We start from the raw sequence: 24698 nt of genomic DNA on the forward strand, positions 1-24698 counted from the left end.
AGTCGTGGGAAAGCCCTGCTCGAACAAGGCGGTAGGGCATCGTTCCTGCGGGATTGATTCAACGTCCGGCAGGCGCAGGCTCACGCCTCGTCCTTCTTGCCTTTGCTCAGGCCCATCAGCCGGTCGATATAGGCGAGCATGAGCGCCGAGACGACGAAGGCGAGATGGATGATGGTCAGCCACATCAACTGGTCGGTCGTGTAGGACGATGAGTTCAAGAACACCTGCAAGAGGTGGATCGACGAGATGGCGACGATGGTCGAGGCAACCTTGACCTTCAGCGAACCGACATCGATGGTGCCCAGCCAGTGCACACCGCCGTCCTGGTCGTCGAAGCGGCTGACGAAATTCTCGTAGCCCGAGATGATGACCATCACCACCAGCGAGGCGACCAGCGCGGCATCGATCAGGCCGAGCATCTTCAGGATGGTGTCGGTGTCACCGAGCGTGAACGCCAAGGTAATGAACTCATAGAGCTTCTTGCCGAAGGACAGCGCATAGACGGCCAATGCCAGGGCCAAGCCTATATAGAAAACGACGAGCAGCCAGCGTGAAGCGAGAATGATCGATTTCGATGGCGAGTTCGAGACGCTTCATGGGATGATTCCGGCGGGTTATCTCTCAGCAATGGCCGTATTCGACGAGGCCGCCACCGTTTGCAAGACAAAAAACCCCGCCGAACAAGGTCCGGCGGGGCTCAATGCGTCCCGCTGGAGTCGGGACGGGGCAGGGAACGCCCAGCACCGAATCTGGGGTGGCTGCGCTCGCGATTCAATGAGCCGTGTCTAATGCCCGTAAAATTCTTGTTGAACCCGACACATCCATCCACCCCCGGTTGTGCCGGGGGTGGATGCTTCTCTTGCCGATTCCACAAACCGGGTCATGATTTTGAAATCATGACCTAATTGTTGCTGGCGACCGGTGCCACCAGCGAGGTGATGCGGCGGATGGCGACGCGGCGGTTCTCGCGGTTGGGCGCCGCCGTGTTGACCTTCAGATACTCCTCGCCATAGCCCTGTGTCGTCAGGTTTTCCGGCGGGATGCCGAAGGCATTGGTCAGAGCCTCCGCCACCGCTTCCGCGCGGCGATCGGAAAGAGCGAGGTTAGCCTCCGGTGTGCCGACCGCGTCGGTGTGACCTTCGATCAGGAAGGTCTCGGCCGGGTTCTTCTTCAACAGCTTCTCCATGGCGGTCGCTACGCCCTCGAGCTTCTGCACCTCGGTGTCGGAGATGGAGGCCGAACCGAATTCGAAGTTGAGCGTGTCGAGATCGACGCGACGTGCGATGTCGCGCACGCGGGCCGAACGCTTGACCTCGTCGATCGAATAGAGGCGCTGGACCTTCTCGACCGGGGGCTGTTCGAGGAACTCGTAGTAGTCATCGGGGCTCTCGACGTCCTCGGAATCGAGAATGTATTCCCGGCGCGGGATGGTCAGCCGCATCGGCGGCAGGTCGTCGCCGGGATCACGCCAGTCGCTGTCATCTTGATAGTGCCGCTCGTCGACATAGCTCAGCACATATTCGTGTCCATCCGGCGCGATGCGCGAACGCTGGATAACGTCGCCATAGCGGTTGCGGATGGTGACGATCCGGACACCGTTGTCACGCTCGACGATTTCCCGGGTGCGATCGCCCGACAGATCCTCATAGTAGACTTCTTTGGCACCGCGGGTGACGCGCGGGGCGTCATTGCTCTGGACAAATGTCTGGTTGTTGAACTGCAGGATGACGCGATCGCCGAGTTTCCTGACGACGTCGACGCCTTTCGGACGCCGACGATCGCGGGCGATCTCATCGGGCGCACGCTCTACGCGCGTACCCTTCTCCTCGGTCACCGGGACGATCTTCTCGGGCTTGATCTCCTGCTGTGCGGCCCTGTCGTCGGTGGGCGGCGGACCCTGGTCGATGGGAGCAGCCACCGGCTTGCGGCCCTGATCGCCACCTTGCTGGGCATTTTGTCCGCCATTCTGCTGCTCGCCATCCTGCTGAGCATTCTTGTCGCCACGTTTGCGGCCGCCGCCCCTGCGCTCGGCGTCCTTCTGGCTGTCCAGGATGGGAGCGGCGTTTGGATCGGCCGGTGCTTCGCCTTGCACCGGGTTTTCGCCCTGTGCCGGTGCTGCCGTCTGACCATTGGCCGGTTGTTCGCCGGTGGCGGGTTGTTCGGGCGTCGCCGGCTGCTCGCCAACAGGTTTCCTGCCGTGCTTCTTCGTCGTGTCCTGGGGCTGCTCGCCTTGGGCCGCCGGCTGCTCGCCGGCAGGGGCCGTCGCCTCTCCAGCGGGAGCTTCCTTCGGCGCCGGGGCGACTTCAGGTTGGGTTTGCTGATCCTGCTTGTTCTTCTTGCGCGGCTGGGCCTGCTCGCCGGGCTGATTGTCGTTGGCCGGCGCGACCTGTTCGGCCGGCGTCTGCTCAGTCTGCTGCTGCTGATCACGCTTCTTTCTGCGCGGCTGCTGTTCCCCTGCGGGTGCTGCCTGTTCGGCCGGCGCCTGCTCGGTCTGCTGCTGCTGGTCACGCTTCTTTCTGCGCGGCTGCTGTTCCTCTGCGGGTGCTGCCTGTTCGGCCGGCGCCTGCTCGGTCTGCTGCTGCTGGTCACGCTTCTTCCTGCGCGGCTGCTGTTCCTCTGCGGGTGCTGCCTGTTCGGCCGGCGCCTGCTCGGTCTGCTGCTGCTGATCACGCTTCTTCCTGCGCGGCTGCTGTTCTTCGGCGGGAGCGGCCTGTTCGGCCGGCGCCTGTTCGGCCTGCTGCTGCTGATCACGCTTCTTCCTGCGCGGCTGCTGTTCCTCGGCGGGCTGCTCGCTCTGGGCAGGCGCGGCCTGCTGTTCAGGCTCGGCCTTCCTGCGCTCGTGTTTCTGTTCGGGTTCCGCCTGCTGCTTCTGCGCGCAGGCCTCGGCCGATTCGCCCTCGGCGCATGCTGCTTGCGCCAGGATGAATGGGGTTGCCGTGCGCTGGGCAAGACCGGACGCGACACTTCCCTGAAGCGGGAACGCGCCCAACGGCGCGGATGCCATCAACAGGCCAAGTGCGGTGCCTGCCAGAATCCGTGGTTGGCGTTTCATCGAAATTCTCCTTGTGGGGTCCCATCCTTGCCGAAACCGATCTTGTGCCGATTGGTTCCAGTCTGGCACGGATAGAGGCCGTACGGGGCGATTGACCGACCTTTTGAAGGCAACTTCATGTCATTCACCTGGCGATAGCCGCAATTGCGACCATTGCCGCGCTTGACCTTGCCTGCGGCCGGGGCCACATCCGGGAAATGGAAACGCCATTCTGGAAAACCAAGGCGCTGGAGGCGATGAGCCCGGCCGAGTGGGAATCGCTGTGCGACGGCTGCGGTAAATGCTGCCTGTCAAAGCTTGAGGACGAGGACACCGGCGAGATCTACTGGACCAGCGTCGGCTGTCGGCTGTTCGACGCCGAGACCTGCCGCTGTTCGGACTACGCCAACCGGCTGGCGCGCGTTCCCGACTGCGTCGGGCTGACGCCGCAGAATGTGCGAACCATCAGTTGGCTGCCCAGTACCTGTGCCTATCGGCTGGTTGCCGAGGGCCGCGACCTCTACTGGTGGCACCGGCTGGTGTCTGGCAGCGCCGAGACCGTGCATGAAGCCGGCATCTCGATGCGCGGCCGGGTCAAGGCGAGTGAAACCGATCTTGCCGAGCCGGAAGACTATTTTGACTATGTGCTGGACGAGGAGCCGTAGGACCAGCGGCGGCGAGCAACAGCCTTACGTTCGAAGGCATTTGGCCAATCCGCGGGGGGTCGGAATCGGGCGCCGAGTCAGGCATTCCGGCCTTCACCAAGGGCTGGGGAGGATGGCGAATGGCCGGAACTTCCTTCTTCCCGCCATATGAACCGGAGATGAACGGCAGGTTCGTAAAGAGTTCAGACAGGCAGGCGCATTCTCCCCCCATTGGTTCACGAGGACGGGCGAAGGCCCGCAAAAAGGAGAGAAGACGATGTTCAACACGATCAAGACGGCAGCCCTTTCGGCCCTGGTCGGTCTCGGCACGCTGGCGGCCGTTCCCGCCCACGCCGACAGCCTCTATCTCGGCTTCGGCAACAACAACGACCCGCGTTTCGGCGTCTATACCGGTGACGACGGTTATCGCCATCGCCGTGATGAACGCCGCGGCGACTGGCGCCGTGGCTGCTCGCCGGACCGCGCCCTCGACAAGGCCGAACGCATGGGCCTCCACCGGGTCCGCATCGTCGACGTCAACCGGCGCACGGTGAAGGTGGCGGGCCGTCAGGACGGCGACCGTGTCGTGGTGGTGTTCGCCAACGAGCGCGGCTGCCCGGTTATCTATCGCTGAGGTTCGACAATCAAGGCCGACCCCTCTTTGAGGGTCAGCCTGGCAGCATGATCTTTAGCAAGATCAGCTGGGACTAGCGGAGCCCCTTTCCGTTTGAAGGGTGTGGCTCGAAAAAACCCCGCGGGAGAAATCCCGCGGGGTTTTTCATGCGCGCTATTGGCTGGTGATGCATCCGTGGCTGGGCAAGACCCAGCCACGGATCCTCAGAGCCGCTTACTTCAGTTCGAAGGTGACGGTCACCTGGACATTGTAGGAATTCTCGCCGGCCTGCACGGGAGCCGCGCCACCCGCCGCGGCATCGAAGGCCTTGGCGTTGATCGGCATCGGCGCCGGCGCAATGTTCTGATCTGATATCTCGAGCACCCGGCCGAGGCTGGCGCCTGCGGCCTCGGCCAGCGTCTTGGCCTTGGCCATGGCGTTGGCGACCGCCTTCTTGCGCGCCTCGGTGACCGTGGCTGCCGGGTTGTCATTGGTGAAGGCGATGCCGCCACCCTGGTTGACGCCGAGCGACACCGCCTTGTCGAGGATCTCGCCGGTCTTGTCGACATCGCGCACCCGCACCGAAAGCGTGTTGGTCACCTGATAGGCGACGAGTTCGGCTTCCTGGCTGCCGTCCGGCTTGTTGGTGTAGTTGTAGCGCGGGTTGATCTGGATGCCGGCGGTCTGCAGGTCCCGGTCCTTGATGCCGGCGGACTTCATCGCCGCGATCACGGCGGCCATGGCGTCATTGTTGGCGTCGAGCGCGGCGCGCGCGGTCTTGGCCTCGCGCATGACGCTCAGCGTCAGGACCGCCAGATCGGGGGCCACGGTTGCTTCGCCTTCGCCCGACACGATGATGCGGGGCGGCGTCGGCAGATCGGTGGCTCCAGCCATCGCCGGAAAAGCGATTGCAGCGGCGAGCGCGAGAGGCAAAAGATGTCTGGTCATGAAAATCTCCTTGGTCTGCGATCAAGTCGCAGACGTCGCGTAGAGCGCGATTATGGGTTGATTTGGGCGATCTGGGGAAGCCCGTCGGGAAAGCCTTGTGCCGCGATGCGAAAAACATTAATCCAGCCCGCGTGGGGCCTGTAGCTCAATGGTTAGAGCCGGCGGCTCATAACCGCTTGGTTGGGGGTTCGAGTCCCTCCGGGCCCACCATAACCTAAGCCTTTTGTTATATTGGGTAATTATTGCCCTTTATCCAGAAACATACACCTGGAGCGGGCGACGTATCTATGGCGCAAAGACTCGGGATTTTTCTTCCAGATGCGAATCCCTGCCGGGAACCTGGGGCTTCATTGCGGCCGAGACGATCCTGCATCAGAACAGGTGATCGCGTAAGCCTAGATGGCAGACGGCACCGAACCCCAGAAGCACACCGGAGGCATGGGGGTGATCGCCGGAGCCTACGGTCTTGCACGATCGCCGGTGTCGCCCTGGCCTGAACGTCCCGGAAGCGCTTCATGATCATTATTCGGCTGTCGCCGTGAATTGCAGGGAGCCGTAGGGGTGTTGGTGGATGTTTCGTCTTCGCCATCTAGCGGATTGGTTTTTTGATAGTTACGCCCGCTTGTCGTCCGGATGGCCAAGCTCGCAGAACCACCCGCCCAGATACTTCACCGATGGCGCCTTGGGATCCGGAATCTGCGTCTTCGCCTCGACCGCTGCGCGGAATGGCTCGGCGCTGTCTTGCGGGATGAACCCCAGATGGTTGGCGCCGCTGTTGTCGACCATTTTCAGCTTGTTGTCGGATATGCCGAACGAGATTGTGTGCCCGACGCGCGGCGCCGTCAGTGCTGCTTCGACCAGACGAACGCAGTCGGCGAAGGAAAGATACGACCACAGCATGCGTCGGTCGGCCGGTTCGGGAAAGGACGAGAAGATACGCAGGCAAGCCGTCTCAATGCCGAACTTGTCCCAGTAGAGCCGGCTCAGGCTTTCGACGAAATTCTTCGACACGCCGTAGAGGCTGTCGGGGCGCACCGGCGCATCGACGCCGATATGGGCTTCGACTTCATGATAGCCGATGGCATGCACCGAGGAAGCATAGATAATCCGCTTCACGCCGTGTTTCCGGGCGCCTTCGTAGATGTGGTAGGATCCGCGAATGCTGGAATCCAGGATCGTTTGCCATTCGCATTCAAGCGGCGCACCGCCGAAATGCACGATCGCGTCGCAGTCCTTGGTGGCCGCAAGTGTAGCCTCCATGTCGGCGAGATCGAAGACCGCTTCTTCCTCGTGAGGAGCAAGATCGCCGAACGGTTCACGACCCGCCAGGCGGATCGTTTCTGCCAGCGGCACCAGCCCCTTTCGCAGTTCCGAGCCGAGCCGGCCGGCGGCGCCGGTGATCAGGATGCGTTCGTAATGCGGCATGGTCTACTCCACTTGCGCGACGGCGGCGTTGATCCGCGCGATCGCCTCGGCAAGCACCTCCTCGCTGGTGGCGGTGGAGATACGAAAATAGGGTGAAAGTCCGTAGGCAGTGCCCGGCACCGAGGCCACGCGGCCTTCGTTCAGAAGATAGGTCGCCACCGCCGTATCGTCCTCCAGCATGACGCCTTTTGGGGTCCTGCGGCCGATCAGGCTGGCGCAACCGATATAGGCATAGAATGCGCCTTCCGGCGGCGGCAGCGTCAGGCCGTTGATGCGCCTTATGCCATCGACGACCAGGTTCCTGCGCGCCTCGAATGCATCGCGGAAACGAGCCACCTCGTCCTGCGGGCCGTTCAGTGCGGCGACCGTCGCCGCCTGGGCAATCGAGCAGACCGAAGTGACCGACTGGCTCTGGATGATCGACATCGCCTTGACGAGTGGTGCCGGGCCGGCTGCATAACCGACACGCCAGCCGGTCATCGCATAGGCCTTGGCCACGCCGTTGACGATGAGGCTTCGGTCCTTGAGGTCAGGGCAGGCCTTGCCGAAGGATACGAATTCGCGGTTATCGAAGATGATGTGCTCATAGATCTCGTCCGACAGGATGAGCACCTGCGGATGCCTGGCAAGGACAGCGCCAAGCGCCTTGAGATCGTCGGCCGAGTAGACCGCTCCGGATGGATTGCCGGGCATGTTTAGGAACAGCCACTTGGTTCTCGGCCCGATCGCCTTTTCCAAGAGTTCGGGCGTCAGCCTGAAGCCGCCGCTTTCCCTGCATTCGACCGTGACGGGCGTGCCGCCTAGCAGCTTCACCATCTCAGGATAGGAGACGAAATAGGGCGCGGGCAGGATGGCCTCGTCGCCGGGTTCCAGCGTCGCCATCAGCGCGTTGAAGATGATCTGCTTGGCGCCGTTGGCCACGACGATGTCGTCGGCCGTGTAGTCCAGTCCGTTCTCGCGCCTGAACTTCCCGGCCACGGCCTCGCGCACTTCCGGCGAGCCGGCTGCGGCGGTGTAGAGGGTCTGGCCCGCTTTGGCGGCTGCATAGGCCGCTTCGATGATGTGGGCAGGCGTCGGAAAATCAGGTTCGCCAAGGCCAAGGTCGATGACGTCGACGCCTTTGGCCCGTAGCGCCTTGGCCGCCTGCGAGGCGGCCATCGAAGCCGACGGCTTGACCACGGACAGGCGCGAGGAAATGTAGCTCATCGGCTTTTCTCCGAAATATAGCCCCTGGACACGTCCTGTGCCCGCGCCTCCGTACTGCGCCTGGAGGGATCGCCATAGCCGCCACCGCCAGGAAGTTCCAGCACCAGGCGACGCCCTTCCGGAACGTGCTGCCAGCCCTTGGGGCGCATCAGCGTGCCATCGTCGAGCCTGACGATGCCGGCGGTTCCGTCCTTGCCGCCATCGCGCCCCTTGGCTGGATGCCTGACCCGGTCGAACATGGCGGAAAAATCGAACTCGTGGCCTTCAGTGGCCGCGATTTCGAGGATCTGGCCGAGGCCGCCGCGAAATTCCCCGTCGCCGCCGGAATCGGGACGCAGTTCCTTGCGCCAGATGACGATCGGCCCGGTGTGCTCGGTCGCCTCGATCGGCATGGTATGGACCCCGGACGGAAAGGCGGTGGCGGACAGCCCGTCCAACGTCGGGCGGGCCCCCATGCCGCCGGAATTGAACATCAGCACCTCGGCGCGGCGTCCATCGCTCCCGGCGACCGGCCTGACCGAGATGTGGATGTTCCACAGTGCCGCCGCCCCTTCGGCAAGGATCTGGCCCGGCAGCGCCTTGGCCAGCGCGCCCAGCACCAGATCGGGCACCATATGGCCGATGACGTGCCGCAGGGAGACCGGCGCCGGCCGCGGGGCGTTCAGGATGTTGGTCGGCGACGATATAGTGAACAGAGCAAGCGAGGCCGCATTGTTCGGGATCTCCGGCGCCACGACGCATTTCAGGGCGTAGCAGGCATAGGCCTTGCTGTAGATGATCGGAACGTTGATGCCCCATCGGCTTGTCGGATCGGTGCCGGAGAAATCGACATTCAAATGGTCGTCCTCAATCGAGACAGCTGCCACCAGCTTGACCGGCGTATCGTAGCCGTCGGTCACCAACTCGTTCGACCAGGTGCCTTTCGGCAGCGCCTTGATGCGCTCCAGCGTCGCGTCATGCGTGCGCGTGAAGATAAACTCTCCCAGCCTGTCCAGCGATGCCAGGCCGATCTCCTTCATCATGTCGACCAGGCGGCGATGGCCGACCTCGTTGCAGGCGGCCAGCGAATAGAAGTCGCCGACGACCTGATTCGGCTCGCGCACATTGGCGCGCAGGATCTTCACCAGATCGAGGTTCACCTTGCCGCGCTCGGCGAACTTCATGATCGGGATCTGGATCCCTTCCTCGTAGACTGACTTGCCGTCGGCGCCGAAGCCACGTCCGCCAACATCGACCACGTGCGCGGTGCAGGCGAAGAATGCCACCAGTTCGCCGTTCAGGAACGAGGGCGAGACCATGGTGATGTCATGGAGATGGCCGGTGCCTTTCCAGGGATCGTTGGTGACATAGGTGTCGCCCTCGTACATCTCCTCGCGCGGGATCTCGTTCATGAACTGCAGCACGGCCTCGGCCATGGTGTTCACATGCCCTGGCGTACCGGTCACGGCCTGCGCCAGCATCTCGCCGCGCGGATTGAACACGCCGGCCGACAGATCGCCCGATTCACGCACCGACGTGGAGAAGGCCGTACGCAACAGGGTCAGCGCTTGCTCCTCGACCACCGAAATCAGGCGATTCCACATCACCTGCATGCGGATTTCCAAGATGTCGCTCATGCCTGGACCCCTTTGCGGATCAGGAGGATCGAACCGTCGCTCTGTAGCGCGGCATCGAAGAGAGTGGTGACGACCGTCGACGTCTCACGCTCGACGATCACCGCCGGACCGCTGATGCGATCCCCTGGCGAAAGGTCGGCGCGTTCGATGATGGCTGAAACCTGCACGGTTCCGGTCGCCGGATCGAAAACCTCGCGCGTTTGCGAAGCGGCGACGGTCCTGGTCCCCATGGTGATCTCGTGCCTTGCGGGCGCCGGCCGCACGTCCTGCGCCTTGACCGACCAGGTGACGATCTCGATTTCCAATCCGTCGAGGCCATCAATGGCACGGCCGAAGAAGCGCGCATAATTGTCCCGGAAGGCGTCCTTGAGGCTCACCTCGTCGCCGGGCTTGAACGCCCTGTCGGGCAGCGGCACCGGGATTTCCCATCCCTGGCCGGCATAGCGCATGAAGGCGGTGATCTCGCGGGTGATGGCATTGTTCGTGCCGGCTCGCACGAAGCTCTCGGCGGTCGTCTTCAGCCCGTCGAGCAGCGCATTCACCTCGCATGCATCGAAGCGCGACAGCCGCATCAGCTTGGAAGCCAGCGCCTCGTAGCCGAACGGCGCCTTGAGGAAGCCGATGGCCGAGCCGACGCCGGCGCCTTGCGGGACAAGGCACTGTTCGACGCCAAGCTTCTCGCACAGCCGCGCCGCATGCAGGGGCGCTGCACCGCCAAAGGCGATCATGACATTGTCGGAGATGTTCTTGCCGTTTTCCACCGCGTGGACGCGGGCGGCATTGGCCATATTCTCGTCGACGACCTCGCAGATGCCGAAAGCGGCGGAAACGGAATTGAGCGAAAGCCGGGTGCCGACATCGCGGGTGATCGCCTGCTCGGAAGCCTGCGTGTCGAGCCTGATGGCGCCGCCGGCGAAATTGTCGGGATCGAGCTTGCCCAGCACCAGGTCGGCATCGGTGATGGCTGGGCGGCTGCCGCCACGCCCGTAGCAGGCGGGACCGGGTTCGGACCCGGCACTTTCCGGGCCGGTCTGGATGCGGCCCATGGCGTCGACCCAGGCGATCGAGCCGCCGCCGGCGCCGATCTCGATCATCTCGATGACCGGGATCGAGATCGGCATGCCGGAGCCTTTGCAGAAGCGATAGGTGCGGGCGACCTCGAAGGTCCGCGCCGTGCGCGGCGAATAGTCCTCGATCAGGCAGATCTTCGCGGTCGTTCCGCCCATGTCGTAGGAGACGACGGAGTCCAGGTCGAAGCGCCGCGCCACGTCGGCCGCAAAAATGGCACCGCCGGCCGGACCGGACTCGACCAGGCGCACCGGAAATTCGGACGCGGTTTCCACCGAGATCAGTCCGCCGCCCGAGTGGATCATGAACACCGGACAGTTCGCCCCCATCTCCTTCAGCCGCACCTGGAGGCGCACCAGATAGTCGGCCATCTGCGGCCGGACATAGGCATTGGCGCAAACCGTGTTGAAGCGTTCGAACTCGCGCATCTGCGGCGAGACCTCAGCGCTGATGGAAATCGGTATGTCCAGCTTTCTGGCGAGGATCGCGCGTGCCCGCTGCTCATGCACCGGGTTCATGTAGGAATGGATGAAGCCGATGGCGACGGCGCCGAAGCCGCCCGCGGCGATGCTGTCGGCGATCTCGTCGAGCGCTGCTTCGTCCAGCGGCTGCAATTCCTTTCCGTCCGCGCCGATGCGCCCCTTGACCGTATAGCGATGCTCGCGCGGGATCAGCGGCGGCGGCAGCTTCAGGTTCAGATCATACTGTTCGAACCGGTTTTCCGTGCGCATCTCGATGACATCGCGAAACCCTTCGGTGGTGACCAATGCCGTCTTGGCGCCACGCCGTTCGATGAGCGCGTTGGTCGCCAGCGTGGTGCCGTGAATGACGATGTCGAGGTCCGCCAGCGTGATGCCGGCGTCGCGCACGACGATCTCGATCCCGTCGAGGATAGCCTGTTCGGGGGCGGCATAGTTGGTCAGGATCTTGGTGGAAAAGATCGTGCCGCGCACATCGACCACAATATCGGTGAACGTGCCGCCGATATCCGCGCCGAGACGGATGTCATTTGCCGTACTGGTCATGCGTTGGCCTTATGCGAAGCGAGCGCTGCGTCGCGCATTTGGGAAAGGGTTTGACGCGGCGTGATCGCCTCCGGGGAAATATCCAGCTCCAGGACCGCGCCGGTCGGGGATGCCAGCGCCCTGCCGAAAGCGCCGGCGAACTCCCCCGTCGCGCCGACCCGCTCGGCGTGGAAGCCATAGGCCCGGGCGATGCCGACAAAATCCGGGTTCTCGATGTTCGTTCCCGACACGCGCGCCGGATAGTGCCGCTCCTGATGCGCGCGGATGGTCCCGTAGATGCCGTTGTTCAGGATGAGGACGATCGGCTGCGCCCCGGCCTGCATCGCCGTCCCCAACTCCTGGCAGTTCATCTGGAAATCGCCGTCACCGGCAAAACAGACCACCGTGCGTGAGGGAAAGGCCACTTTGGCCGCGATGGCCGCCGGCAGGCCGTAGCCCATGGCGCCGGATTGCGGTGCAAGCAGCCGCGCCTTCTGCCCGAACTTGAAGAACTTGTTTGGCCACACGGTGAAATTGCCGGCGCCGTTGGTGAGGATGACGTCGTCGGGTAGGTTCTCGCGCAGCCAGTGGCTGACTTCGACCATGTCGACCGGGCCCGGCTGGGCAGGCGCGGTGAACGTGCCCTCATAGCTTTGGCGTGCCTGCGACCGCCACGCGCCCCAGTCGCCCTTGACCGGCGAGAGCGCCTTGGCGAAGGCGTTCGGCCCGGCATGGATGCCAAGCGAGGGCACGTAGATCTTGCCGATCTCGCGATCCGAAGCGTGGACATGGATCAGCTTCTGCTTCGGCTCGGGCACGGACAGCAGCGTGTAGCCATCCGTGGTCATCTCGCCGAAGCGCACATTGATCGCCAGGATCACATCGGCGTCCCGGATCAGCTTCTTGACATGCGGGACCATGCCGACACCGGCCTCGCCGACGAAGACCGGTGAGCCATTGTCGAACTGATCCTGGAAACGGAACGCCGCGACCACCGGAATGTCGGAGGTCTCGGCGAAAGCCTGGAGCACGGCACGCCCGTCAGCTGACCAGTTGGCACCGCCGATCAGGATCACCGGTCTGCTGGAGGCGGCCAGCATGGACCGGGCCTCGGCCAGCGCATCGGCATCGGCCGCGGCCTCGAACACCCTGCCAGGCCCGCTGAGCGCCGCGACATCGGTCAGCGTCGTCAGCATGTTCTCGGGCAGGGCGATCACCACCGGGCCTGGCCGCCCGGTGAGCGCCGTGGTCCAGGCCCGGGCAATGATTTCCGGCAGGCGCTCGACAGCGTCGATCTCCACCGCCCATTTCGCCATCGTGCCGAACACCGCGCGGTAGTCGATTTCCTGAAACGCTTCGCGGCCGCGCATGTCGGTGCCGACCTGGCCGACGAACAGGATCATCGGCGAACTGTCCTGCATCGCCGTGTGCACGCCGATGGACGCATTGGCGACACCCGGTCCGCGCGTCACGAAGCAGATGCCCGGCGAACCCGTCAGCTTGCCATAGGCCGAGGCCATGAATGCCGCGCCGCCCTCGTTGCGGCACAGCACGTAGTCCAGCTTTCCACGAGTGTCGTGCAGCGCGTCCAGCACGGCCAGATAGCTTTCGCCCGGCACACCGAAACTCTTGGTCGCGCCGAGCGCGATCAGGCATTCGACAAGAAGGCGACCGCCATTGCGGATCATGCTGCGACATCCTTCATTCAGGCGGCAAGCGGATCGAGCCTGCCTTTCGGATTCATACGTGCACGCTGGCGCATCGAGACGAAACCAAGAAATGCCGTCTATTCGAAAGTTTTTCTTTCCCGAGAGGCGCGAACCAGGACGTCCGGGTTCATCGTGCCCAGCGGATCGAACGCGCCTTTGAGCCGCGCCATGAGCTCTCGCTCCACCAGGCCGCGATTGCGGTCGGCCATGACCACCTTTGCCCGGCCAAGCCCATGCTCGGCGGCAAAGCTGCCGCCCATCTGAGTGGCAAGAGATGACAGCGCCTCTGCGAACAGCTCGGCCTTGCCGTCGAAATCGGCACGACCTTCCGGCGGAGACAAATTGTAATGGATGTTTCCGTCGCCGAGGTGCCCGAACGGGTTTATCCGCACACCGGGAAGAATGCCGCCGCAGATCTTCGCGCCAGCCTCGACGAAACGGGCGATTGCACCTGGAGGGACGGAGATGTCGTGCTTGAGTTGCTCGCCTTCCAGCCTTTGTCCCTCCGGTTGCTCCTCGCGCAGCCGCCAGAATTGTGCCCGATGCGCACCTGTCGCCGCCAGCGCGCCGTCGCTAACCAGGCTCTGTTCCATCCCCCATTCCAGAGCCGAAGCCAGGATCTCGTCCAGGGGAACGCGTGACGACCCCGATGCCAGTTCGACCAGCAGATAGACGTCGCCCCGTGTCTCCAGTTGGTAGGCAAGGTCGGGCACGTGCTTGAGCGCCAATCGCAGGCCCACATCGGAGAAGAACTCGAGGCCAGTCAGGAATTCCCCGGCCTCGCCGCGCAGGAAGGCGCCGAACGAAACGGCGGCGGCAAAGTCGGGCAGGACCAGAAGGGCGCTCGCTTGCTGCCGAGGCTTGGGGTAGAGCCGCAGGATCGCGCGCGTGACGATGCCGAGCGTGCCCTCAGCGCCACAGAACAGCTTGCGCAGTTGATAGCCGGCATTGTCCTTCTGCACCGCGCGCAGTCCGTCCCAAATCCCGCCATCAGGCGTCACGACTTCAAGACCCAGGACGAGATCCTGCATCATGCCGTATCGGAAAGCCTGGCTGCCGCCGGCATTGGTGCCGATCAGGCCGCCGATCCTGGCGCTGCCTTCTGCGCCCAGATGCATTGGAAACATCAGCCCATGCGGCTCCAGCGCCTCGTGCAGCGTGGCCAGCACGACACCCGCCTCGACGACGATCGATCCGCTGTCCAGATCCGGCTTCCCGATCGCCGTCATGCGTGACAGCGAGACGATCACCGCATTCGGCTGCTCGGCGACGGCGGCGCCGCAAAGCCCGGTGTTTCCGCCTTGCGGCACGACTGCCAGTCCGGCCTCGCGACATAGTTTGACGACACTGGCAACCTCCGGCGTATTCGCGGGCCTGGCAACGCCCAGAGGTGCGACGCCGTAGCGATTGAGCCAATCGCGCCGGTAGGGCTCGGCATCCCGGCCCGAAAGCCAGCCTTTCGGCCCGAGAATCTCGTGCAGCGCGGTGGCGGGATCGGTCATTGATCTACCCGAGTTAGCTGAGGGCGTGCCGTCCGACACGTCCCGGATCGTTGCTTCCAATCAATGACCCAGCACCTGCGACAGGAATTGTCGAGTGCGCTCGTTGCGGGAAGAGGTGAAGAACTCGTCCGGAGGCGCTTCTTCGAGGATCTCGCCGCCGTCCATGAAAAGCACCCGGTCCGCCACGCGACGCGCAAAGCCCATTTCATGCGTCACGCAGATCATCGTCATGCCTTCCGAGGCAAGCGTGACCATGACGTCAAGCACTTCGGAAACCATTTCCGGATCGAGCGCCGAGGTCGGTTCGTCGAACAGCATGATCTGCGGCTGCATGCAAAGAGCGCGTGCAATGGCGACGCGCTGCTGCTGACCGCCGGACAATTGGCTGGGATATTTCATGGCCTGCTCGGGAATGCGCACCTTCTCCAGGTAGTGGCGGGCGGTTGCCTCGGCTTGCGCCCGCGGCTGCTTGCGCACGATCATCGGGGAGATCATGCAGTTCTCCAGCACCGTCATGTGCGGGAACAGGTTGAAGTGCTGGAACACCATGCCGACTTCACGCCTGATCTCGTCGATATTGCCGACATCGTCGTTGAGCTCGGTCCCGAGCACCGCGATGCGGCCGCCATTGTGCTGTTCGAGGCGGTTGATGCAGCGGATCATCGTCGATTTGCCGGAGCCGGAGGGTCCGCAGACGACGATTTTTTCGCCCCGTTGTACGGAAAGGTTTATCCCGCGCAGTGCTTGGAACGTGCCGTAGTATTTGTCGAGGTTTTCGATGCGGAGCGCTGGCTCACCGGTCGAATTGGTTGAGATCACCTGCACGCCTCCTTACCGTTCGCTGACCGACATGCGGCGCTCGAGAAAGGCGCCATAGCGGGATAGGCTGAAGACGAAGATGAAGTAGATGAAGGCGATGAAGGCATAGACTTCGACATAGGCGAAGCGCCATTCGCCGGTGCCATAGGCGGCATTGCCGGAAGCCAGGATCTCGAAGAAACCGACGATGACCACCAGCGAGGTCTCCTTGAACGAGATGACGAACTGGTTGATCGTGGCCGGCATCGCGTTGCGCATTGCCTGAGGCAGGAGGATGCGGCTGATGCGTTGCCAGTAGCGCATGCCGAGCGCCATGGCAGCCTCCTCCTGTCCTGTCGCAACGCCCTGCATGCCGCCTCTCACGATCTCAGCCTGATAGGCGGAGAAGAACAGAGCGGAGCCTAGGATCACGCGGTAAAGCTTGTCGCCCTGCAGCCATTGCGGCAGCGCGAACGGCAGAACCACTGCAAAGGTGAAGAGGATCGATATCAGCGGAAGCGACCGGACCCCGTCGATGATGAGGCCGGTGGTCCGCGAAATCCAGGGCAGCTCCGACCGGCGCAGCAAGGCCAGGCAGATCGCCAAGGGGAAACCGATCAGGCAGGTGGTCACGAAGATGAACAGGGTCAGCGCCAGCCCGCCCCAGGCTTCCTCGCCGACATGGGCAAGGCCAAGCACGCCGCCTTTCATCAATACGTAGAAAAGGCCTGTTCCGGCTCCCCATACCAGCGCGATCCGGCGGCCCGTCCAGAACGCCGGGATACAGCTCAGCACCGTCATCACCACAACGGCGACGCAGGCCAGCGCCGAGCGCCATTGTTCCTCGTAGGGATAGAGGCCGAAGAAGATGATCCGCCATCTCGCTGCGATGACCGACCAGCAGGCTCCCGCTGCCGCCTGGCAGGCTTCCGGCCCGCCGCTGGTGGTGAAGACAGCCGAGAAAACCGCCCAATTCAGCAGCTTCCAGACCAGGAAGACCATGATCGTCAGACAGGCCAGCGACACCACCGCCTGAAGCGGCGTCGCGAAGAAGCGTCGCCTCAGATCCTCAAGCCTGCCGGGAGCGGGTGGAGCGACAATGACCATCTCCATCTCTCAGCCCCTCAGTTGATTGCCCTTGAGGGCAATTGCCTTGTTGATGCGGTTGAAGACGGCGGCAAGGCTGAGGTTGATGGCGAGGAAGCCTGCCATCAGGATGCCGATCGCTTCGAGGGTTTGCCCGGAATGGTTGATCGTCAGCGCCACAATCATGAAGAAGTCGGTGAAGCCCACGGCGATGCCCATCGTCGTCGCCTTCATCAGCCAGACATACTGATTGGCAAGGATCGGCAGCATGGCACGCAGCGCCAGCGGCAGCCGCACCAGCGTGAAGACCCGCCAGGGACTAAGGCCCAAGGAAAGAGCTGCCTCGACCTGGCCGGTGCCGACAGATTTGAAGCCTCCGCGCACGATCTCCGCAATGTAGGAGCCGCCATAGATGGCGATGGCGATGGCGAGGGTGGCGAACTCCGGAGGGATACGCAGGCCGCCTCTCAGATTGAGGCCTTGCAGGGCAGGGAAGTCCAGCAGCGGCGTATCCGGCAGACGTCCGAGAGCCAGAATGATGGTCGCGCAGGCCAGTGCCGCTGCGGCGGCGGCAAACTGGATGGTGCGCCGCTGGCCGATCGGCTGGGCAAGGAGCGACGTCCTGCCCAGCCAGGCCGGCAGCACGATGGCCGCGATCACAGCCACTGTGGCTGCGGCAAACGCGGCACTGCCGACGTTCGGGAATGGGATGTAGAGTCCTCGGCTGGTGAGCAGGAAGCCCCAGGCTTCGTGCGCGCTGCGCGGCGTCGGCAGGTGCGTGATGATCGCATACCAGAAGAAAACCTGGAGGATCAGCGGAATGTTGCGGAAGATGTCCACATAGGTACGGCCGAGCAGCCGCGCCAAATCGTTCGAAGACGTCCGCGCCAGACCGACGATCGTTCCCACGATCGTCGCCAGTATCAGGCCGACGCTCCCCAGGAACAGCGTGTTGATGATGCCGATGAGGAAGTACCACCAATAGGGATCATTGGCCGTGGCGGGCAGCAGCGAGAAATTCACATCCCAACCCGTCGACTTGAACAGAAAGTCGAATCCGGAGGTGATCCCCTGATCAGCCAGGTTGCGGCGGGCGATCACGATGCCGGCAAGCACCATCGCGGCGATCGAGCCGACATAGAGGACCTGCAACAGCGCGTTGCGGACCTTTTGATTTCTCAGCAGGCTGACCATCCAAAGATCCTTGCCGAATTGTCGCCGACCCCGCCCCGCTGTGCCGGGCGGGGCCTGGAGCGGGTGAGTTAAGGACGGATCAGTCGATCACCAGCGGGAACAGGACACCGCCATTGTTCCAAAGGTTGGTCAACTCGCGGTCCATCTTGTAGGGCGAGTCCTTGCCGAGGTCGCGCTCGAAGATTTCGCCGTAATTGCCGACGTTCTTGATCACCTTGTAGGCCCAGTCATCATCGAGACCGAGACCCTTGCCCATGCCTGGCGTGACGCCGAGGAACTTGGCGACTTGCGGCGAGGTCGGCTTGGCCTTGACCTCGTCGACGTTCTTGGAGGTGATGCCTTCCTGCTCGGCGAAGATCAGCGTGCTCAGCGTCCAGTTGGCGATGTCAACCCAATTGTCGTCGCCTTGGCGCATGATCATGACTTCAGGCTCGACGGCGAGCACGTCGGGCAGGATGACATGGTCGTCGACCTTGCTCTTGGCGATGCGCGCAATGGCGAGCGTCGGGCCCCACTGCGCATAGAGATCGCAGCGTCCGGAGAAATAGGCCTGCTCGAGCTCCTCGGTCTTTTCGATGAGCACGGGTTCGAGCTTGATGCCAAGCTTGGCCGTATAGGCCGCGACCTGCTGTTCCTGCGACGTGCCGGCGGGAATGCAGATCGTGCCGCCGGCCGCATCCTTGAGCGACTTGAGGTTTAGCTCCTTGTGCGCCATCACCTTGGTCGTTCCGAGGTAATAGGACATGGAAAATTGCAGCCCGAGCTCGGTGTCGCGGCTGAGCGTGCCGCCCGACGCCTTGATGATGATGTCGACATCGCCCGATTGCAGGGACGGCCAGCGCTGCGCCCAGCTGATCGGAACGACCTTCAGTTTTGCCGGGTCGCCGAGCACGGCCGTGGCCACCGCCCGGCAGAGATCGATGTCCATGCCCTTCCAGTTGCCCTTGTCGTCGACTTCGGCGAAGCCGAGATAAGACCCGTCATGGCCGGTGCAGTTGAGCACGCCGCGCGCCTTGACGGCTTCCAGCGTCTTGCCGCCGGCGGCTTCTGCCGGCGCTGCAAAATGCACAAGTCCAAGGGCCATGGCTGCGGCCCCCCATTTCATCGTCTTCATGTTCCGTCTCCACTGTTGAGGTTGTTTGGTTTCTTGTTGTTGGAGGCCCAAAAGTTCTCTTTCGGAGCTCTGTCTCAAAGCCGCTCCTAATCGGAAAGCGGGGTCGGTTTCGGCACGGAGGAAATCTTCAGATCGCTGCCCCAGTCCTGCTGGGCGAGCCATCGGTGAAGGGCGGCGACCGCCTTCACGCGCAGGTGCCCGCGCGGGACGATCAGGTAGAACCCAGGAACTTCTTCCGGCCGCATATCGGCAAGGGCGTCGCGCCCGACCGGAGCGACCAGCGCCCCCGACCTCAAATCTTCCTCGGCGTCGATGACGGAGACGAGACCGACGCCGATGCCTTGCAGGGTTGCACGGCGCATGGTCGCGGCATCGTCGAAGCTGATGCTTCGGTTGCCGTCCGTCTGCTCGATGGCAAGGTGGCGTAAAATGTCTGGCCAAAGGCGCTTCGACTTGACGGTGTCCAGCAACGTGAACAACGTCAGGTCCTGCGCCGACTTGATGCTCTCGCCGATGGCCGGAGTGCAGCAGATGACCTTCGGATCAGGCACCAGCAGTATGGTCTCGTAGTCCGGCCAATTGCCGTAGCCCCACTGGACGGTCATATCGATGTCGTCGCGTCCGAAATCGGGCAGATCGACCATCGTCGTCAGGCGCAGATCCGCACCGGGCAATATCTCCCGGAACAGAGATAGGCGAGGCAGCAAATAGTGGGTCGCGAAATAGGGGCTCGCATTCAGGTTGATGCGGTCCCGGTAATTCGACTTGGTGACGCGGCGAACACCTTCGGAAAACTCGTCGAACCCAGCTTTGACATAGTGCGAGAGAAGGATGGCAGACTCGGTCAATTCGACCGACCGCCCCTTGCGTTCGAACAGTGTCACCTGAAGCGTGTCCTCCAGTAGCTTGATCTGCTGTCCGACGGCCTGCGGCGTGACCAGCAATTCATCCGCCGCCTGCCGGAAGCTCTTGTGCTGCGCGACGGCGTGGAAGACGCGAAGCGCATTCAGCGAGGGAAGGCGAAGCTTGCCGGTCATCGTCTATTCCACCTCCTTTCGCTTGCGTTCCTGTTGGACAATTCAGCGCCGCCGGCGCCGCGAAAATAGCTCAGGCGTATATATAACCACCTGAAACAATTACGTTTTCTCCGGTCATGTAGGTATTCTTGGGGCCGCCGGTCATGAGAACCCACTCGGCAATCTCCGCAGGCTCGGCGCCACGACCCAGCGGGCTCGCCTTGGCCAGTTCCTCGAGGAAGCCGAGGGCCTTGGCCCGCTCCGTGGCCATCCCTGCGGGGGCCACCGAATTGACCAGGATCCCGTGTTTTGCGACGTCATGGGCAAAGGAGCGCGTCAGGCTGACCACGGCGGCCTTGGTTGCCGCATAGTGGGCGTTCTGCGGATGCGCCTTGAAGGCATCGACAGAGGTCAGGTTGACGATCCGGCCACGCACATGGCTCTTCGGCTCCTGCGATTGCATGTGGCGAACGGCTGCCACCATCATGTGATAAGTGCCCTTGATGTTGATGCCATTGGAGGCATCCCAATCGGCGTCGCTGATCTCGAGGAGCGGGCGGCGAGGGTAGATCGCGGCGCAATTGATCAGCGTGTCGATACGCCCGAGCTTCGAAACGATGGCGTCGAAGGCGGCGTGGCACTGAGGGCCGACCTGGATGTCGCACAGGGCGGCCGCGGTCGGCAGGCCGTTGGCCTTTGCCGGTGCGAGAGCGGCTTCGGCGGCGTCCTGGTTGATGTCGATGATGCCGATCTTTGCAGCCCCGGCCTCTACAGCCATCCTGGCCAAAAGCGCGCCGAGGCCAGCGCCGCCGCCTACGATCAGAACGGAAAGATCCTTCATTCCAGTTTTTCCTTACTTGGTGCCGCTTGGCGAGGTTGGCCATGTCGGCATGATGTCGAAACGGGTAACGTCGGCCCATGCGGGCAGGCCGAGTACCGCGACCACCATTCTGGCCACGTCATCCGGCTGCACCACTTTGCTGGCGTACATGGCCGCGCGCGCCTTTGCGTCGAGGATGTCCTGGTAGAGCTGCGTCTCGACACGGCCGGCGACGATCTCGGTGACACGGACGCCTGATGGGGAGAGGTCGGCGCGCAACGCGGCGGCAAAGCCTGATATCGCCGCCTTGGTGGCCGAATAGACGGCAATGTTGGAATATGCCGCGTGGCCCGCGGTGGAGCCGGTGAACAGAATGTGGCCAGCCTGCCGCTCGCGCATCTGCGGAACGACGAGGCGGGTAAGCAGGATTGCCGCGCTGAGGTTGACCTCCAGCGTGGTGTCGATGTCGGAGATTTTCATGTCGGCGAAATTGCCCAACGGTGGCATGATCCCGGCATTATTGATCAGCACGTCGATGGTCAGATCCGCCAGAACAGCTTCCAGCGCCTCGCGATCGGTCACGTCGACGGCGATGGGCACGATGCCGGATCGCTCGGCCTGCAACGCCTTGAGCGCGGCCTGGCTGCGCCCGACCGCATAGACATCGTAGCCGGCGTCGCTCAGTGCGATCGCCATGGCCCGCCCTATGCCGCTTGTTGCACCTGTGATGAAGGCTGTCGTCACGTTGGCTTCCCTGATTGCCTGATTCAGTCTGCGGCCTGGGCCGATGCCGCGAAACCAAGAAAACCAGCAAAAAGGAAAGATAAACTTTCGAATTCTCTTCTCCCGCCCGAAACCTGGACAGGTGCTGACCTCGGCGCCGAGGCTGAAAACCGAAGGAAACGACGGGAAAACGATGTTCTCAACCTGCGGGAAACGGTTCAGGTCAGCTGGCGGAGCCAAAACATGGCTTTCGCAATGCGGTGGCTAATCTGGGTGAGTGCGAATGCCTGGGTGATCGAAGCCGGGGCCTATCCGCCGGTCGAAACAGGCCTCTTCATATCGGTAAAGAGCGAGGCCGCAGCCGCCTGCTGCTCTGCCTCTGTCGCCGCGACGCCCGAAGCCCGTGCCAAAGCGCGCACACGCCCGAGGCTGTTGTGCAGATGCTTGCGCATGGCCTGGCGAGCGGCACGACCGTCCTGCCTTTCGATGGCGTCCACGATGGTTTTGTGCTCGTTGTGAATGCGTGCGTAGTAGCTGTCCTTGAGCGCCGGCGTGACCACGTAGCCCAGTTGAAAGCGCGGAACGATCATCGGCCTGAGATAGCTCAGGAAGCCGTGGATGAATTCGTTGCGCGCGGCTTTGGCGATCGCCAGATGGAAATCATAGTCATAATGGATCTGGACGACAGCGGGATCCGCTTGCTGGGCGTCGACCTGTTCCATCAGGGTTCGGATTCCACTCGCCTCCGCATCGGTGCGCCGTTCCGCGCATAGCCCGGCGGACTCCACTTCGACACTTAATCTCAGTTCGAGCAGGGCAATGGTTTCCGGCAAGGTCCTCAGCGCCTCGTCCGGTATCGAGAAATTGCGCGGCGCCGGCGTTTCGCTGACGAACATGCCGCGGCCCTGCTGCGGCACCACCATCCCTTCGGAGCGCAATCGCGCCACCGCTTCCCGCACCACCGTCCGGCTGACGTCGTACTCGGCACAAAGCTCCGCCTCGGTCGGCAATTGCGCGCCGGGAAGCAGAGATCCGGAACGGATCTTTTCGGACAGACTCTCCGCCACGACAGTGGAAAGCGGTTTGCGCTTCGTCATCAGTCTCCCCTTAGCCAGATTCGCGATGATGCCTGAACCGGCAAGGCCATTCAAACCGCCGCGGTGACGATCAGCTCGACCAGCATTCCAGGCTTGGCCATCCGTCCTTCGCCGGAAGAGCGCGCGGGTGCATGCTCCTTCGGCATCCATCCGTCCCAGACCGTGTTGACCTCGTCGAAATCCCTGACGTCGTCCAGCCACATCTGCACGTGAAGGATACGTGTCTTGTCCGTACCGGCCTTGGCAAGCAGGACGTCGACCTTGCCAAGCGCCTCGCGCATCTGGTCGGCTGCGGACTGACCCGGCTTTGCGACCTGGCCGGTGAGGTAGAGGGTGCCATTGTGCATGACCCCGTGGTGGATGCGGGTGTCGAAGTCGAAGCGCTTGATGTCACTCATTGGATTGTCCTTGGGTCAAATTTCCGGCCTCCGCCGGTGGGGTCAGATTTCCGGCCTCCGCCGGATGGGTCAGATTGCCGGCGTCTGGCGGATGGGGTTTCCCTGCAGATATTGTGCGTAGGGCGCCTGAACGAGCCAGCCGGCGTCGACGGGCAGCGTGACGCCGGTTATCGATGCGGCCCGGTCGGAGCAGAGGAACAGTGCGGCCTCGGCAACGTCGCGCGGCTCGACGAAGCGGCGCAGCGCGGTGGTCGCCTGGATGGCTTCGGGGTTGCGCTCACCCTTGGCGATCCTGGCTTTCAGCCCGTCCGAAAGCGTGTAGCCGGGTGCCACCGCATTGACGCGTACGCCGTGCGGACCGAGCTCGGCGGCCAGGATCTGGGTCAAGGCCAGGACGGCATGCTTTCCGGGCGTGTAGGCGGGCAGGGACAGCGGCGCGAAGGAGGCAAGCGAGCCGACGTTCAGGATCGCGCCTCGCCCGGCAGCCGACATCAGCCGACCGAACACCTGGCAACCCAGCAAGGTGCCGCGATAGTTCACTCGCCACATCCTCTCGTCTTCGTCCAGATCCTGGTCGAGGACGTGCTTGCCACTCTGCAGGATGCCGGCGCAGTTGACGACGACGTGCGGGGTACCGAACGCGTCGCTGACGGCCTGCGCCAGCGCTTCCACCGAGCCGGATTCGGCGACATCGGTCTGGACAAACAGCGCGCGCGGTGCGCCAACCGCCGCGCAGGCGCCAACCGCCTCATCGCCCCGTGCCGCATCCCTGCCGGCGACCACCAGATGGTAGCCGTCCTCGGCAAAGCGCAGCGCTATCGCGCGTCCGATGCCGGAAGTGCCGCCGATGACGACGGCCGTCAATGTCTCAGCCATTGCCGCGACCCTTGCCTTCGATGTCGAAGAATTCGGACATGGCCCGGACCTGGAAATCCATCATCGGGCGCCCCGGCTGAATGCGGCAGCCAATCTCTTTCGCCGCCTTTAGCAGGGGGGTCTCGGCGGGCTCCATGATGATGTCGACGACCGTCATGTCCGGGGTCAGCCGGCTCACATCCAGCGGCAGCGGGTCGCCGGCGTGCATGCCGACCGGTGTGGCGTTGATCGCCATATGCATGCCGAAAGGATCGGCCTCGCCGACCTGGATGCGGCATTTCGGGAAGACCTGCGCAACCAGCGCCGCCAGTTTTTCGGCGCGACCGGTATCGAGGTCGGCGAGGCGGATTTCTTCGGCGCCGGCTTCCGCAAGACAATAGGCCAGGGACGCGCCGGCACCGCCGGCTCCAACTTGGAGAATGCGGCGGCCGGCAATCTGATGCCCGCCTGCATTGAGGCCATCGATAAAGCCGACGCCGTCGAAATTGTCGGCGTACCAGCTGCCATCGGGCAGCCGGCGCACGGAATTGGCGCTCTGCACCCTCGCGGCGCGGTCGTGAGCGGCGGTGCATTTGTGATAGACCGCAACCTTGTACGGCACCGAGATGATCACGCCCCTGATATTCTCGGCTGCCGTAATGCCAGCCCAGAAGGCCTCGAAATCCTCCGGGCGGCAGCTCAAGGGCACCATGAGGCTGTCGAGGCCCTTCTGCTCGAAGATCTCGTTGAATATGCCGGGGCTCTTGGCATGGGCCACGGGATGGGCCAGCATCACGAAGATCTCGGCCTTGCCGGTTCCGCGCATCGGTT

The 24698-nt window shown here is 63.3% G+C and carries 21 protein-coding genes, 1 tRNA gene and 1 pseudogene; 3 read left to right on the plus strand and 20 right to left on the minus strand.

The features are described 5' to 3' along the window. Nucleotides 1-80: 80 nt before the first annotated feature. Together LB559_RS21615 and LB559_RS21620 are read right to left on the minus strand one after the other, a co-directional pair. Nucleotides 81-597 (minus strand): annotated as a pseudogene (locus LB559_RS21615) (TIGR00645 family protein). Nucleotides 598-901: 304 nt separating this feature from the next. Further along, complete coding sequence (locus LB559_RS21620) at nucleotides 902-3052, minus strand: OmpA family protein (RefSeq protein ID WP_224674935.1); 2151 nt, start codon at nucleotides 3050-3052, stop codon at nucleotides 902-904. Between the two features lie 197 nt (nucleotides 3053-3249). On the opposite strand from LB559_RS21620, the gene LB559_RS21625 reads away from it, so the two are divergent. Further along, complete coding sequence (locus LB559_RS21625; RefSeq protein ID WP_013530173.1) at nucleotides 3250-3696, plus strand: YcgN family cysteine cluster protein; 447 nt, start codon at nucleotides 3250-3252, stop codon at nucleotides 3694-3696. A 256-nt stretch (nucleotides 3697-3952) separates the two neighbouring features. Further along, a complete protein-coding gene (locus tag LB559_RS21630; protein WP_013530174.1) occupies nucleotides 3953-4309 on the plus strand; it encodes a hypothetical protein in 357 nt (118 codons plus the stop codon). A 213-nt stretch (nucleotides 4310-4522) separates the two neighbouring features. Here the strand turns inward: LB559_RS21630 and LB559_RS21635 are convergent, their stop codons facing one another. Then, nucleotides 4523-5236 carry an SIMPL domain-containing protein gene (locus tag LB559_RS21635; protein WP_013530175.1) on the minus strand — a complete coding sequence of 238 codons (714 nt, stop codon included), beginning with the start codon at nucleotides 5234-5236 and terminating at the stop codon, nucleotides 4523-4525. A 134-nt stretch (nucleotides 5237-5370) separates the two neighbouring features. On the opposite strand from LB559_RS21635, the gene LB559_RS21640 reads away from it, so the two are divergent. Beyond that, nucleotides 5371-5446, plus strand: a tRNA-Ile gene (locus LB559_RS21640). A 402-nt stretch (nucleotides 5447-5848) separates the two neighbouring features. Here the strand turns inward: LB559_RS21640 and LB559_RS21645 are convergent. The 17 genes from LB559_RS21645 to LB559_RS21725 all read right to left on the minus strand — a co-directional run bounded on the left by LB559_RS21645 (nucleotide 5849) and on the right by LB559_RS21725 (nucleotide 24693). Beyond that, a complete protein-coding gene (locus LB559_RS21645) occupies nucleotides 5849-6661 on the minus strand; it encodes an NAD-dependent epimerase/dehydratase family protein (protein WP_224674936.1) in 813 nt (270 codons plus the stop codon). 3 nt (nucleotides 6662-6664) lie between these two features. Next, nucleotides 6665-7867, minus strand: a complete 1203-nt coding sequence (locus LB559_RS21650; RefSeq protein ID WP_013530392.1) for a pyridoxal phosphate-dependent aminotransferase — start codon at nucleotides 7865-7867, stop codon at nucleotides 6665-6667. Next, nucleotides 7864-9483, minus strand: a complete 1620-nt coding sequence (locus LB559_RS21655; protein ID WP_024503265.1) for a hydantoinase B/oxoprolinase family protein — start codon at nucleotides 9481-9483, stop codon at nucleotides 7864-7866. The genes LB559_RS21650 and LB559_RS21655 overlap by 4 nt, the downstream gene beginning before the upstream one ends. Then, nucleotides 9480-11576, minus strand: a complete 2097-nt coding sequence (locus tag LB559_RS21660; protein WP_024503264.1) for a hydantoinase/oxoprolinase family protein — start codon at nucleotides 11574-11576, stop codon at nucleotides 9480-9482. The genes LB559_RS21655 and LB559_RS21660 overlap by 4 nt, the downstream gene beginning before the upstream one ends. Next, nucleotides 11573-13243, minus strand: coding sequence for a thiamine pyrophosphate-binding protein (locus LB559_RS21665; RefSeq protein ID WP_224674937.1), 1671 nt, complete (start codon nucleotides 13241-13243; stop codon nucleotides 11573-11575). The genes LB559_RS21660 and LB559_RS21665 overlap by 4 nt, the downstream gene beginning before the upstream one ends. Before the next feature lie 98 nt (nucleotides 13244-13341). After that, nucleotides 13342-14766 carry an FAD-binding oxidoreductase gene (locus tag LB559_RS21670; RefSeq protein WP_224674938.1) on the minus strand — a complete coding sequence of 475 codons (1425 nt, stop codon included), beginning with the start codon at nucleotides 14764-14766 and terminating at the stop codon, nucleotides 13342-13344. Nucleotides 14767-14826: 60 nt separating this feature from the next. Then, complete coding sequence (locus tag LB559_RS21675) at nucleotides 14827-15585, minus strand: amino acid ABC transporter ATP-binding protein (protein ID WP_027161621.1); 759 nt, start codon at nucleotides 15583-15585, stop codon at nucleotides 14827-14829. A gap of 12 nt (nucleotides 15586-15597) precedes the next feature. Further along, nucleotides 15598-16677 carry an amino acid ABC transporter permease gene (locus LB559_RS21680; protein WP_064992567.1) on the minus strand — a complete coding sequence of 360 codons (1080 nt, stop codon included), beginning with the start codon at nucleotides 16675-16677 and terminating at the stop codon, nucleotides 15598-15600. A gap of 3 nt (nucleotides 16678-16680) precedes the next feature. Then, nucleotides 16681-17844 carry an ABC transporter permease subunit gene (locus tag LB559_RS21685; RefSeq protein WP_013530399.1) on the minus strand — a complete coding sequence of 388 codons (1164 nt, stop codon included), beginning with the start codon at nucleotides 17842-17844 and terminating at the stop codon, nucleotides 16681-16683. Between the two features lie 79 nt (nucleotides 17845-17923). Next, on the minus strand, nucleotides 17924-18958 hold the full coding sequence (locus LB559_RS21690) for an amino acid ABC transporter substrate-binding protein (RefSeq protein ID WP_013530400.1): 1035 nt from the start codon (nucleotides 18956-18958) through the stop codon (nucleotides 17924-17926). 86 nt (nucleotides 18959-19044) lie between these two features. After that, nucleotides 19045-19995, minus strand: a complete 951-nt coding sequence (locus LB559_RS21695) for a LysR substrate-binding domain-containing protein (protein ID WP_013530401.1) — start codon at nucleotides 19993-19995, stop codon at nucleotides 19045-19047. Nucleotides 19996-20065: 70 nt separating this feature from the next. Continuing rightward, the gene (locus LB559_RS21700) at nucleotides 20066-20815 is read right to left on the minus strand and encodes an SDR family NAD(P)-dependent oxidoreductase (RefSeq protein ID WP_063168723.1); all 750 of its coding nucleotides are present in this window, start codon (nucleotides 20813-20815) and stop codon (nucleotides 20066-20068) included. Between the two features lie 12 nt (nucleotides 20816-20827). Further along, on the minus strand, nucleotides 20828-21538 hold the full coding sequence (locus tag LB559_RS21705) for an SDR family oxidoreductase (protein ID WP_013530403.1): 711 nt from the start codon (nucleotides 21536-21538) through the stop codon (nucleotides 20828-20830). Between the two features lie 287 nt (nucleotides 21539-21825). After that, nucleotides 21826-22614, minus strand: a complete 789-nt coding sequence (locus LB559_RS21710) for a FadR/GntR family transcriptional regulator (protein ID WP_063170308.1) — start codon at nucleotides 22612-22614, stop codon at nucleotides 21826-21828. A 50-nt stretch (nucleotides 22615-22664) separates the two neighbouring features. Then, entirely contained in the window at nucleotides 22665-23012 is a 348-nt protein-coding gene (locus tag LB559_RS21715; protein ID WP_224674939.1) for a RidA family protein, read from the minus strand. 69 nt (nucleotides 23013-23081) lie between these two features. Then, the gene (locus LB559_RS21720) at nucleotides 23082-23888 is read right to left on the minus strand and encodes an SDR family NAD(P)-dependent oxidoreductase (RefSeq protein ID WP_063168722.1); all 807 of its coding nucleotides are present in this window, start codon (nucleotides 23886-23888) and stop codon (nucleotides 23082-23084) included. Next, on the minus strand, nucleotides 23881-24693 hold the full coding sequence (locus LB559_RS21725) for a shikimate dehydrogenase family protein (RefSeq protein WP_063172734.1): 813 nt from the start codon (nucleotides 24691-24693) through the stop codon (nucleotides 23881-23883). The genes LB559_RS21720 and LB559_RS21725 overlap by 8 nt, the downstream gene beginning before the upstream one ends. Between the last annotated feature and the right edge of the window lie 5 nt (nucleotides 24694-24698).

It is taken from the genome of Mesorhizobium sp. BR1-1-3, assembly GCF_020165455.1.
Lineage (GTDB): Bacteria > Pseudomonadota > Alphaproteobacteria > Rhizobiales > Rhizobiaceae > Mesorhizobium > Mesorhizobium ciceri.